We start from the raw sequence: 13,658 nt of genomic DNA, 5'->3' as shown, positions 1-13,658 counted from the left end.
TGAATTGCAATAGGCTGATTTTACTTTATTTTTAAAACATATTTTTTTTACCGATGGGTAAAAATTCAATAAAAGTCAGACCATTAGTTTTAATAATTTTGCAAGAAACAGATGATTTCTCATAAAACAGGCGTATGATGTGCACAATTTAACTATTGAGTGCTCACTTTATGACCAGTTGGTTTCCTAAATGGCGTCCCTTTACGGATGATATTGATACGCGTCCTGTTGGCACGACCGAATATTTACCTCCTGCGCAAAGTGTAGTTCTTGGCATTCAACATGCTTTTGCCATGTTTGGTGCGACAGTTTTAGCACCATTATTAATGGGTTTTGATCCTAATCTTGCCATATTAATGTCAGGTATTTGTACCCTGTTATTTTTCCTCATCACTGGCGGTCGAGTGCCCAGTTATTTAGGCTCAAGCTTTGCTTTTATTGGTGTAGTCATCGCGGCAACGGGATATGCCGGTGCTGGAGCAAATGCGAATATTGCATTAGCTGCTGGGGGAATTATTACCTGTGGTGTACTTTATGCCTTAATTGGTTTTCTGGTGATGGCAACAGGTACTCGATGGATTGAAAAGCTCATGCCTCCTGTCGTAACAGGTTCTGTGGTCATGATCATCGGTCTGCATCTTGCACCGGTAACGGTAAAAAGTGTCGCGGGTAATCCATTTAATATGTGGATGGCATTGATTACTGTCATTTGTATGGCTTCAATTGCAGTATTCACCAAAGGGATGCTACAACGCCTACTTTTACTTGTGGGTTTGGTGCTGTCTTATATCGTATACTTTGTTATTACGAATATCATGGGTTACGGTACTCCAATTAACTTCACGCCGATTACACAAGCTGCATGGTTTGGTCTGCCTAACTTTCATGCTCCTGAGTTCAGTATGAACGCGATGCTCATCATTGCTCCTGTAGCTTTAATTTTAGTGGCTGAAAACTTAGGTCACATCAAAGCAGTCTCTGCCATGACTGGTGAAAATCTAGACCCACATATTGGTAAAGCGTTTGTAGCCGATGGTGTTGCAACATCATTAGCCGGTGGTGTAGGTGCTCCAGGCATGACCACTTATGGGGAAAATATTGGCGTGATGGCTGTGACACGTGTCTATTCCACGATTATTTTTGCCATCGCAGGTGTATTCGCAATTTTCCTTGGCTTATCACCAAAATTTGGTGCAATTATTCAAACCATTCCAACTGCGATTCTTGCAGGTGCATCAATTGTGGTGTTTGGTTTAATTACCATCGCTGGTGCTAAAATTTGGATCGAACATCGTGTCGATTTCTCTAAAAATAAAAACCTCATGATTGCTGCGATCACGCTGATCTTAGGTACTGGTGACTTTGCGCTTCAATTTGGTAGCTTCAATTTAGGTGGTATTGGAACGGCTACCTTTGCTGCATTATTCCTGAATTGGTTCTTTAGCTTAGGTGGAAAGTCTAACTAAAAATCTATCGCATATAAAAAAAGAGAGCTTAATGCTCTCTTTTTTAATTTTTTATTCTAATTAAGTATTTTAAGATTTTTTTCAATCGGTTGAGGTCGACCAAAATAATAGCCTTGAAACGTATTACAGCCATTTTCTTTCAGAACTTGGAATTGCTCTTCAGTTTCTACACCCTCTGCCACCACATTCAGATCGAGAATCTGTGCTAAATCAATAATCGTTTTCACAATAGCAATATCGCGTGGATTACCGACAATATTTTCTACAAATGAACGATCAATTTTGAGTTGATCCAGTGGAAGCATTTTGAGGTAATTCAATGAAGAATATCCTGTTCCAAAATCATCCATAGAGAATCTTAATCCACGCTCGATGAGCTTTTTCATTTTCTCAATTGAGTTATGCATATCGGTATAGAACATGCTTTCAGTGAGTTCTAAACGTAATAATGTTGGATCAATTCCTGCTTCATCAATAATCCGAAGCACATTTTTATCAAAGTCAGTCTTACGGAATTGTTCGACACTAATATTGACTGAAATCGTCCAGTTTGAAGATTCTGGGTATTGGCTCCAATCTTTTAACTGTTGGCATGCTAATACTAATACACGATTACCAACATCATGTATGAGATCAGTTTTCTCCACTTCTTCAATAAATCGACCTGGTAAAATTAAACCGTGTTCAGGATGACTCCAACGTAGCAAAGCCTCATACCCGATCACTTCCTCTTCGCGATTTACTAAAATCTGATAATAAAGTTGGAACTCATCTCGTAATAAAGCTAATCTTAAATCATTTAATAAAGCAGCTTTAGCAATAACACTTTGTTCCATTTCAGGATCAAAAACACATATGCAGTTTTTACCATTTTCTTTAGCTTGATACAGCGCCATGTCGGCGTACTTAAGCAACTCATTTTTTGGCAATTTTGAATTACGGAAAATAAAAATTCCGATACTAGAGCTAGTATGAATTTTATTATCCTTTAATACGAAAGGCTCATTTAATGCAGCACGAACTTTATCAGCGATTTGCATCACTGCTTGATTAGCAATCGTTTCATCTGGATCTAAATCTGAAAGAATAATTAAAAACTCGTCTCCACCAAGACGGACAATTGCATTCTGCTGTGCCACACACTCCATAAGACGCACCGAGACCATTTTGAGTAGGTCATCTCCACGATCGTGTCCTAACGTGTCATTAATATTTTTGAAGTTATCCAAATCCAACATCATGAGTGCACTATGTGTACCATTTTGTTTACATGATTCAATCACCGCCAACATGCGTTCTTGCATAAAACGGCGGTTAGGCAATCCCGTTAATTCATCATGTAATGCCATATAACGTGCATGGTCTTCGGAATTTTTTAGCTGTGTGATATCAGTTCGAATGGAGATATAGTTTTGTAAAACGCCATTATTATCTTTAAGCGGCACAATCGTGGTTTCAACCCAATATAAAGAACCATTTTTAGCTCGGTTACAAATTTCGCCTTTCCAAATTTCTCCACTCGAAATGGCTTTCCACATATATTTAAAAAAACTTCTCGGGTGATAGCCTGAATTAATAATTTTATGTGTTGATCCGACCAGTTCTTCATAAGAATACTGTGAGATATTACAAAACTTCTCATTGACATGAGTAATGACGCCACGTGCATCTGTTATGGCTACAATTGAATGTGCATCAATGGCTACTTTATAGTTTTCAAGATCCTTGACTATTTTTTCTAATTGTAACTGGGTATCCATAGCGCCTTCGACCGTCAGTCTAAAAAGTGATGTATCCAAATGTTAACTTAATATTATTTTTTGTAACACTAAGCTTTGTTGAACCAGTTCACAAATCGGCTATATATTTTGTAAATTTCAATGAATAAAAGAGGAAACTAAGTTCCTCATTCTTATTAAGAATTCCGACTATTATGGTCGTATTTCTTTTAACTCTCTTTGAATAAAGTGTTGAATCATCTCTCGATATATTTTTTCCATGAGTAATGGATCCACACCATTCTTTGTAGCCAATTCACGTATTTTTTCAATCACTATTTCAACACGTTCAGGTGACTGTACATCTTGTATAGTTCTTTTAAAACGAACTGCCTGATCTACATAATATTGGCGTAAACCAATTAATTCTGTTATGGCTTGATCAATTGAATCTATTTGTGCTCGAGCTTGCTGAAGGGTTTCGCATTTTTCTTTATTGATTTTCAATTGATTCGGTATCCCTGTGTTCAGATTCATTTTCACTTTTGTACTTTTGTTCTAACACATTACTGAAAATACTTTCAATCATCCATACACGATATAAGCTATTAAACACATAACTCTTTCCATCGATACGAAGCTCAAGCACTGGTAAATCAGGTTGTGATTTCATCTCACAGAGTAATTGATTTTCTTCCAGCTTTTGACTGATCGACTCTTCAGTGAGCGTTGTGATATTCAAGTTCTGTTTTAAGGCTTGAATATGAGGTCGATACGATAGATCTTTACCTTTACTCCATACAGCCTGCAAGATTTCATACATTGCATCAAGACGTTGATCCTCAGGCACACTGTAAAACAATCGTGCTATTTCATATGTCGCCTGCTGAGTCGGTCGGCAAAACGGCGTAAATTTTACTTCTGTTCGTTTAGATAAACGAGTTGCCAAACTCCAATCAAATAAATCTCGTCCCTGATATTGCAATGGATAAACGGTAAGTTGGATATCGTAATAATCGGCAAGTTCCTCTTTAATATAAGCTAATAATAACCAAGAGATCGGATCTTCTAATGCAATATAGAGGTCCAACTCAGGATTCATCGCCTGAATCTCAGATAATTCTTCAGCATCATTCATTAGGTGTTCCCGCCACTCAATATGATTGATGAGAAAAATAGGATTACCGGTCAAGAGTCTTTGTTGTTTTAAACGGCGGGTCAATCTTAATAAATCATCTACCGCATGATACCGACGATTACCGAGCTCAAAAAAGCTTGCTAAAACTGGCGTGTGATCAAAAGTTCGCTCAGCGATTTGTTGTTCTTTTCGATGTCGACTGGCCATGACATACAAAGTACGTAATTTTCCATACTGCTGTTGCCACAACATATGGAAGACATCTTCCAATAAATAGAGAAAATTTTCACCTGTTAATGGGGTATTTCGTAAAATCGTTTCTGCCTGTTGAATCGCTTCAGCACCTGGTATTTCAGGCTTTTCATTATCGAATCCGAAACGATGCTGGTACGCTAAAATTTGGGCATCACGTAGACTGTAATCTTGCCACTCTTCAGGACTCATATCATTTGGAGCTTCAGCAGCAGTATCTGAGATAACAATTTTTAACGGCTTAATTTCATCTTTTAAAATGTCATTTAATTGTGCCAATTGCTGGACTGCAAGATAACTATACACATCATCTAAACGAAGATAGATCGTTAAACCCTGCTCAGTTGACAAGACCTCTTGACGATTTGGTTTCTGATAAAACCAACTCGATCGTAGCGGATCAAACCAACGGCGTAACAATGACATGAGATGTGCCTCAGATGATTTTACTGGTAAACTATGTGCTCAAAGTATCGAATTCATCGCTTTTTCTAAAACTAAAAAAGTTTGAACGCGAGCAAAACTTATATCAAGACAAAGAGAATTGATCAATATTTATGACCTTTCTATCAAATATTGTCATTAATGTAATTGACGCTTTCAGATGAAATTCAAACTTTTCGTGATTAAAAAAGCATCCCGAAGGATGCTTTTGAATCATGATTGATCTAGTTTATAAGCAGATTAGATATCGCGTACCGCACCTTTTGCAGCACTTGTTGCATGCATTGCATACGCTTTCAGTGCTTTAGATACTTTACGTGGACGCTCTTTCGCAGGCTTCCAACCTTTAGCTTCTTGTACTTCACGGCGCGCAGCCAATACATCATCAGCAACTGCTAAGTGAATCGTACGGTTTGGAATATCAATTTCGATACGGTCGCCATCTTCAACTAAAGCAATTGCACCGCCTTCAGCCGCTTCTGGAGACACGTGACCAATTGAAAGACCTGATGAACCACCCGAGAAACGACCATCAGTCACAAGCGCACAGTCTTTACCTAAGCCTTTTGATTTTAAGTAGCTTGTTGGATACAGCATTTCTTGCATACCCGGACCACCTTGTGGACCTTCGTAACGAATCAGAACCACGTCACCTGCTACGATTTTGCCGCCTAAGATTGCTTCTACTGCATCATCTTGGCTTTCAAATACGCGTGCTGTACCGTTGAATTTCAGAATCGAGTCATCTACACCAGCCGTTTTTACGATACAACCATCAAGTGCGATGTTACCGTAAAGGACTGCTAAACCGCCGTCTTTAGAGAAAGCATGTTCTGCATTACGAATCACGCCATTTTCACGGTCGCCATCAAGACGTGTGTAGTAACGGTCTTGTGAGAATGCTGTTTGTGTTGGTACACCGCCCGGTGCTGATTTATAGAAGTTATATACCTCTTCATTTTCAGTACGAATAATGTCCCACTTATCTAAAGCGTCTTTTAATGTTTTTTCGTGTACGGTTGGTACAGAAGTATCTAACAAACCTGCACGGTCTAGTTCGCCAAGGATCGACATGATACCGCCTGCACGGTGGACATCTTCCATGTGAACATTTTTAACCGCAGGTGCAACTTTACACAGTACAGGCACTTTACGTGATAAACGATCGATATCATCCATTGTAAAATCAACTTCTGCTTCATGCGCAGCCGCTAATAAGTGAAGTACTGTATTGGTAGAACCACCCATCGCGATATCTAAAGTCATGGCATTTTCATAAGCAGCTTTAGGGGCAATGTTGCGTGGTAATACGCTGTAATCATTTTGTTCGTAATGGCGTTTTGTGATTTCAACAATCAACTGACCCGCACGCTCAAATAGTTTTTTACGGTTGGCATGCGTTGCAAGTGTTGAACCATTACCCGGTAATGATAAACCTAATGCTTCTGTCAAACAATTCATTGAGTTTGCAGTAAACATCCCTGAACATGAACCACAAGTTGGACATGCAGAACGTTCGTATGCTTTTACTTCTTCATCTGTGTAGTTGTCATCTGCAGCAACAATCATGGCATCCACAAGGTCAATCGCTTGTTCACCACCACGAATTTGGACTTTACCAGCTTCCATCGGGCCGCCTGAAACAAACACCACAGGAATGTTTAAGCGCATTGCCGCCATCAACATCCCTGGTGTGATTTTGTCACAGTTCGAGATACAAACCATTGCATCTGCACAGTGTGCATTGACCATGTATTCAACTGAGTCAGCAATCAAGTCACGCGATGGTAATGAATACAACATTCCGTCGTGACCCATTGCAATACCGTCGTCTACTGCGATTGTATTAAATTCTTTAGCTACACCACCCGCTTGTTCAATCTGACGTGCAACAAGCTGACCTAAGTCTTTAAGATGCACATGACCCGGTACGAATTGTGTGAATGAGTTGACTACTGCAATAATTGGTTTGCCAAAATCTTCGTCTTTCATTCCAGTTGCACGCCATAAGCCACGTGCACCCGCCATATTTCTTCCGTGTGTTGATGTTTTCGAACGATAGTCAGGCATTTTTATTTCCAACTTAAGCTGAGCTCGATGAATATGTATTCAATCTGGCTAAATGATACTGAAATATAAGGCTAAATCAGTTGAACCTTACTTCTATTATGACAGCTTTCTGATTAACAGTTAACCATTGCTTGCAATTGTTCGTATAGGTCTGATTTGCCCTCAACGATCTAAATCGATGTAAGAGATGTGATCTACTATAAACCCTTATCTGAAATCGTAATACAAAACTTTCATGAATCTTTTTTTAAAAATACATAAATTTTATTAATCACACCTTAAGCACAAAATGCACATGAAAACGTTTCAAATTACGACCTTATTTGGGCGAAAATCGCTTTTGGCATATAATGTTCTTTATATTGTTTTGGAAGTGTCTGAGTGAAAATCATCTTTGCGGGAACCCCTGAATTTGCAGCGAGTGCATTAGCAGCTTTGCTAAAGACTTCTCATGAAATTGTTGCTGTGTATACGCAGCCAGACCGTAAAGCAGGACGTGGACAAAAACTAACAGCGTCAGCGGTAAAGCAATTGGCGCTTGAGCACAATATTCCTGTTTACCAACCTTTACATTTTAAATCGTCGACTGAGGAAGGTTTGGCTGCTCAAGCTGAACTCAAGTCTTTCAATGCTGATGTGATGGTGGTCGCAGCATACGGTTTAATCTTGCCTCAAGTCGTTTTAGATACACCTAAATACGGCTGCTTGAATATTCATGGTTCCTTATTGCCTCGCTGGCGAGGTGCAGCCCCTATTCAACGTGCTATCGCGACAGGTGATACTGAAACAGGTATTACGATCATGAAAATGGCAGCTGGTCTAGACACTGGTGACATGATGTTTAAAACGATCTGTCCTATTACGGCTGAAGATACTTCCGCAACCTTACATGATAAACTGGCTCAACAAGGGGCTGAAGCCACTCTCGCTGTTTTAGAAAGTGAAGACACTTTAAAGCATTATTTAGATACACGTGAAGTTCAAGATGAATCACTTACAGTGTATGCACATAAACTGTCGAAGGCTGAAGCTCAAATTAACTGGGCAAATGATGCTGTGACGATTGATCGAAATATCCGTGCTTTCAATCCTTGGCCCGTAGCTTTCACTCCTATTGATGAAACCAACAATTTACGTATTTGGAATTCGAAACTTTCTTCACTCACTCCATCAACTCAACAAGTCGGTGAAATCATCGGTGTCGATCAGGATGGTGTTCACGTTGTGTGTGGTGATCATCAAGTGATTTGCCTCACTCAACTTCAGTGGCCAGGCGGTAAAGCGCTCAATGCTGCACAAATTCTACAAAGTCAAAAATTGCAGCCAGGACAGATCTTCGCATGAGCCAACAATCTTCTCATTTAAATTTACGCGGACATGTGATTAAAACATTACTGGCCGTTCAGAATGGGCAATCCCTCACCTCTGTTCTTTCCCAACATCTTTCATTGGTTGGTGAGCGTGATCGGGCCTTATTTCATGAATTGACTTTAGGCACTTTACGCCAATGGCATGCACTTAAAGCAATTACTCTCCCTCTTCTGACTAAACCGCTCAACAACGAAACCGTTGAAAGCTGCCTATATTTAGGTTTATATCAACTGCTTTGCACGCGTATTCCAGCACATGCGGCTATCTCAGAAACGGTAACAGCCACCAAACAACTTGGTTTTGAAGCTTTAAGTGGCGTCGTGAATGCGATTCTACGTCGTGTTTCACGTGAAACTGAAGAATTCGGCGAAGCATTAGACCAAGCCCATGGTTTACCTAGTTGGCTATTTAAACGCTTGAAAAAAGATTGGCCAGAGCATCTTCAAATGCTTTCAGCTGAGCTTAAACTGGCTGCGCCTTTGACACTACGTGTAAATGAACGACAGGTAAGCCGTGAGGAATATTTAGATATTCTTGATGAAGAAGGGATTGATGCTCATCCATGTGAATGGTCCGATGTAGGCATTATCTTAGATCAATCCGTGCATATTCCTCACCTCCCTGGCTTTGAAGAAGGTGGTTTTTCTGTTCAGGATGAACATGCTCAACTTTGCGCGACCTTGTTGCCGAATCTTGATGATAAGATCGTAATTGATGCATGTGCGGCTCCAGGTGGAAAAACAGCACATATTTTAGAGTGTTATCGTCCTAAAAAGCTGTATGCGATCGATCACGACACAAAGCGTTTAAGCCGCGTAAGTGAAAACTTAGAGCGTCTTGCACTTAATCATTATGCTCCAGTAGAAATACTCCCTGCTGATGCTACGGTATGGTCTGCACCTGAACAAGCTGACTGTATTATTCTCGATGCACCGTGTTCTGCTATTGGAGTTGTACGACGTCATCCAGATATTCGTTTACTTCGCCAATCTACCGATATCCAACAAACGGTTGCTCTTCAAAAACAGATTCTGAATCATATGTGGCAACAACTCAAAGTTGGCGGGTCAATGCTTTATATTACCTGCTCGATTTTGAAAGCTGAAAATGAACACCAAATGATTGATTTCTTCAACACGCATGCAGATGCTCAAGAAATCAAATTAAATGTAAATTGGGGAATTGAACAAATCCACGGCCGTCAGTTATTGCCACAACAAGGTCATGGTGATGGATTCTATTATTGTTTAATTCAAAAGATTTAATGCTATTTTTTAAGATAGTTTATTTCTAATTTATCGACATATTAAAAAAGCCATGACTCATGTCATGGCTTTTTTAATATTGATCTGAAGTAGTTTAATCTTCAAGCTCATCTGGGTTTTTTGCCAAATGAATCATGGCTAAAATAAGACCACCCCATAACAGCACTGTTGAGATAATAAGCATCATTAAAGCAGAAGTATTCATCTTATTTCTCCTCAGGTCCATTGTCTTTTAGACGACTAAAAACAACCGCACAGAATACAAAGATTGCAACTACACCGCCACCAATTGGCAATAGAATCTCAATTGGATAACCGCCATAGCCTTCAGTAAATATTGAGTTCAAAGTTAGCAATAACGCAGCTAACAATGAAATTGGCGTGACTATCGTCAACATGAAGTTCCAACCAACACCTAGCTTAATACTAGAATATTGATTTACATGCTCTTGAAGTTGCTTTAACAATGGTCGACGGAACCATGACACCAATACAATTGATAATAAGCCACCCGCGACAATACCAATATTATTGGCAAAGTAATCGATAATATCGACAAAGGTAATCGCGCTGTGAGTTGAGAACAATAAAGTTGAAACAATTGCTGAACCACCTGCAATAATTGTCACAGCCTTCTTACGAGACCATCCTAACTTGTCTTGAAAACCTGCGATTGGAACTTGAAGAATACTGACCATGGATGTAATCCCTGCAACTGTTAAAGATGCAAAGAACAAGAAGCCAAATAAGTCTCCGCCAGCCCCCATGCTTGAAATGATTTTAGGGAAAGCGATAAAAGCTAAACCAATACCACCAGATACAACATCGTCAACTGAAGCACCCGCACTGTAGGCCATGAAACCTAATGCTGCAAATACCCCAATACCAGCTAAAATTTCAAAAGATGAATTTGCAAGAGCAACGACTAGTCCAGAACCAGTTAAATTCGTTTTTTTCTTCAAATACGAAGCGTAGGTCAACATAATCCCGAAACCAACGGATAACGAGAAAAAGATATGACCAAATGCAGCTAACCATACTTTATAATTGCCCATCGCTTCCCAGTTTGGTGTAAAGAATGCATTTAAACCTTGGACAGCACCTGGTAAACGAATAGCTTGAATCACGAGAATCGTAAATAAAACCACCAATAATGGCATAAAGATCTTATTCGACAATTCCACGCCTTTCTTCACCCCACCATACAGGATGAACATAACGATCGCCCAAACGACAACCAAACCTATAAATAAGGTCGGAACAAATCCAAATGCTAAACCTTCGCCATTTTGAAGATAGGTAGTGAAAAAGAATTTCTCTGTATCACTTCCCCACTGTTGACCAAACGAGTAGAACATATAACTACCCGCCCATGACAATACACTGGCATAGTAAATACCAATAATTAATGTCACAGCGACTTGCCACCAACCCAATGATTCACCATTCATCAACTTCTTGTAAGCTGTGGGTGGGGCTTTACGGTATTTATGTCCAACTGCATAATCTAAAAATAAAAGTGGGAGACCGGCAGCAAAAATTGCAACCAGATAAGGGATTAAAAATGCCCCGCCACCATTTTCATATGCGACATAGGGAAAACGCCAAATATTGCCTAAACCTACTGCAGAACCAATAGCTGCAATAATAAAACCTGATCTGGCGCTCCAATTTTCACGTGAAGCTGTCATATAGTACCTAATCCGTAAATGGGTACACGCTTACTGCTATTGTTGATGTTATCTCGCAAGTAATTGCATACCATTAAAATTTTTTTGTTTGAATCAGAAACGGCCTTTTGAGCATTTTTTTCGAATTACAAACCACCCCCTTATTTAATATTCTTGGTTAAAGAAAGATGAAATAAAGGATGTTTAATGAATCAACAATAGCGCTTTTAATCAGATTTTTCTGTAATTAATTCAGGAAAAAACTGTGTTTCATCATTTTTTTATTCTTATTGATTAATTTTAACTCAATATGTTTATTTTTAAATCACTGCGTTAATCTAAACTAAATAATTTAAAAGGAGCGTTATGCTCCTTTTAACATAAAAAATAATTATCCTTGTTTAATCACAAGCAAACGCTCTTCTTGCATATCTCGAATTGCTGATTGAATCCCTTCTCGACCTAGACCCGAATCCTTAACGCCACCATAAGGCATATTATCTACACGGAATGATGGAATATCATTAATGATGACACCACCTACATGTAAATGATTCCACGCATACATCATTTTATTCAGACTTTTTGTATAAACGCCAGCTTGTAGACCAAATCGGCTTTGATTAATTGTAGCAATGCCTTTTTCAAAATCTTTGTACTTCTCTAGAATGGCAACGGGTCCAAAAGCTTCATCTTTATAAATTTCTAAAGACGCATCAACATTTTCTAACAATATTGGATCAAATAAAGCCCCTTTAACCTGACCTTCAACTAAAACTTTGGCGCCTTTCTTTACCGCTTTATCGACCCATTTTTTAAGCCTTTTAGCTTCTGCCTCCTTGATCATAGGGCCACATAAGGTCGAGTCTGAATTCGGATCGCTCGCTTTGATTTTTTTTATTTTGGAAATTAATTTCTTCTTTAAATCCGTATAAATATTTTCATGGACTAAAATTCTTTGGACACTAATACAAACTTGACCTGCATGGTTATAAGCTCCCCCAATAAGACGATCAATTAACACATCAGATATTTCAGTATCAGGTTCAATTAAAACAGCAGCATTTCCACCAAGCTCTAAGGTGACTTTTTTTCGACCAGCACGTGCTTTCATATCCCAACCGACTTCATCCGATCCAGTAAAACTGAGTAATTTGAATCGGTCATCGGTTACCAAGATATCTGCCTGTTCGCGAGGACAAGGTAAAACTGAAAATGCACCTTGAGGTAAATCAGTTTCCGCCAACACTTCTGCAATTTTTAGAGCAGAAACTGGTGTAAGTGACGCAGGTTTCAGTACGAAAGGACACCCTGCTGCAATTGCAGGTGCAATTTTATGAGCAGTTAAATTAAGTGGAAAATTAAAAGGACTAATTAATGATATAGCACCAATCGGAACATGTTTAATCATACCTGTATAACCCTGTGCAGCAGCTGTCACAGCCAATGGCATTAAACGCCCATCGTCCATTTGTGTAACAGCATCAGCAGCGATTTGAAAGGTATTTATAAGACGCTCAACTTCAGCCTGAGCTGCTTTTAATGGCTTTCCACCCTCTGCAATCAGAATTGCAGTTAATTCCTCTCTCATTTCGCCAAAGCGTTTGACACAATGTAATAAAATCTTTTGCTTTTGAAATGGTTCTAATTTTGCCATTGCCTGTTCTGCATCAATTGCAGATTGGATTGCTTTTTCTAAAGTATTTGCATCTGCTAAGGCTACTCGGGCAAATATTTTTTGGCTAAATTTATCTTTTACTTCAAGCCATTGACCTGTTTGGGATGCTTTAGAGGCAACATAAAGAGAATAATCACACTCAATTTTTTTTTCTGAATTGGTCATCACGTATCCTTAAATATATTCGGATTTAAAACTTTTAAATTCACTATATCATGACCTCTCAAGCAACTTCTGTTCATGAGTAATTAAGTAATATATTTTTCACTCTTACTTTTTATTATGTAAATGCCTCTATTGCATCTCGCATGCATTTTAGTCACTCATTATTTAAAGCATTAAAAGACAACCACGACCAATTGATTAGGCGATCATTTTTCTATGTACACAGGTGTACCAATAGAAACTAATCATACTTTATGAATTTGAGCATCAGATGGATAAGAGAGGTTGCTATAACTGTTCAAGACATAAAATTTATCGTCTATATGATTATTTATTTCAATTTATATATATAAAAAAACACCCCCTTGTATTGAAGGGGGTGTTTAGAATAATGAGCTGGCGATGACTTACTCTCACATGG

Annotated in this window: 10 protein-coding genes; 3 read left to right on the top strand and 7 right to left on the bottom strand. The window is 38.8% G+C overall.

Annotated features, from left to right (window positions below):
* Positions 1–170 precede the first annotated feature (170 nt).
* A complete protein-coding gene (locus AC1M9L_RS11060; protein ID WP_481592128.1) occupies positions 171–1,466 on the top strand; it encodes a solute carrier family 23 protein in 1,296 nt (431 codons plus the stop codon).
* A 56-nt stretch (positions 1,467–1,522) separates the two neighbouring features.
* On the opposite strand, the gene AC1M9L_RS11055 is transcribed toward AC1M9L_RS11060, so the two are convergent.
* The 4 genes from AC1M9L_RS11055 to ilvD form a co-directional block, all read right to left on the bottom strand.
* Complete coding sequence (locus AC1M9L_RS11055) at positions 1,523–3,226, bottom strand: putative bifunctional diguanylate cyclase/phosphodiesterase (RefSeq protein WP_481592127.1); 1,704 nt, start codon at positions 3,224–3,226, stop codon at positions 1,523–1,525.
* A gap of 171 nt (positions 3,227–3,397) precedes the next feature.
* Entirely contained in the window at positions 3,398–3,685 is a 288-nt protein-coding gene (locus AC1M9L_RS11050) for a chorismate mutase (RefSeq protein ID WP_035270424.1), read from the bottom strand.
* Positions 3,678–5,000 carry a hypothetical protein gene (locus AC1M9L_RS11045; RefSeq protein ID WP_481592126.1) on the bottom strand — a complete coding sequence of 441 codons (1,323 nt, stop codon included), beginning with the start codon at positions 4,998–5,000 and terminating at the stop codon, positions 3,678–3,680. The genes AC1M9L_RS11050 and AC1M9L_RS11045 overlap by 8 nt, the downstream gene beginning before the upstream one ends.
* 258 nt (positions 5,001–5,258) lie before the next feature.
* On the bottom strand, positions 5,259–7,088 hold the full coding sequence (ilvD, locus tag AC1M9L_RS11040; RefSeq protein ID WP_081403313.1) for a dihydroxy-acid dehydratase: 1,830 nt from the start codon (positions 7,086–7,088) through the stop codon (positions 5,259–5,261).
* A gap of 381 nt (positions 7,089–7,469) precedes the next feature.
* Here ilvD and fmt point away from each other — a divergent pair, with 381 nt between their 5' ends.
* Both fmt and rsmB read left to right on the top strand, forming a co-directional pair.
* Entirely contained in the window at positions 7,470–8,432 is a 963-nt protein-coding gene (fmt, locus tag AC1M9L_RS11035; protein WP_481592125.1) for a methionyl-tRNA formyltransferase, read from the top strand.
* Positions 8,429–9,724, top strand: a complete 1,296-nt coding sequence (gene rsmB, locus AC1M9L_RS11030; RefSeq protein ID WP_481592124.1) for a 16S rRNA (cytosine(967)-C(5))-methyltransferase RsmB — start codon at positions 8,429–8,431, stop codon at positions 9,722–9,724. The genes fmt and rsmB overlap by 4 nt, the downstream gene beginning before the upstream one ends.
* A 94-nt stretch (positions 9,725–9,818) precedes the next feature.
* Here rsmB and AC1M9L_RS11025 read toward each other — a convergent pair whose 3' ends face one another.
* From AC1M9L_RS11025 to AC1M9L_RS11015, 3 genes are all read right to left on the bottom strand, one after another.
* Positions 9,819–9,929 (bottom strand): methionine/alanine import family NSS transporter small subunit, encoded by a 111-nt coding sequence (locus AC1M9L_RS11025; RefSeq protein ID WP_081403317.1) that lies wholly within the window; start codon positions 9,927–9,929, stop codon positions 9,819–9,821.
* Between the two features lies 1 nt (position 9,930).
* Positions 9,931–11,415, bottom strand: a complete 1,485-nt coding sequence (locus AC1M9L_RS11020; protein ID WP_481589409.1) for a sodium-dependent transporter — start codon at positions 11,413–11,415, stop codon at positions 9,931–9,933.
* Between the two features lie 370 nt (positions 11,416–11,785).
* Positions 11,786–13,237: an aldehyde dehydrogenase family protein gene (locus AC1M9L_RS11015; protein WP_481592123.1), complete on the bottom strand. Its 1,452-nt coding sequence runs from the start codon at positions 13,235–13,237 to the stop codon at positions 11,786–11,788.
* Positions 13,238–13,658: the final 421 nt, after the last annotated feature.

This window comes from Acinetobacter sp. ANC_7511 (assembly GCF_056779975.1).
This window is presented reverse-complemented; position numbering and strand designations above follow the sequence as displayed.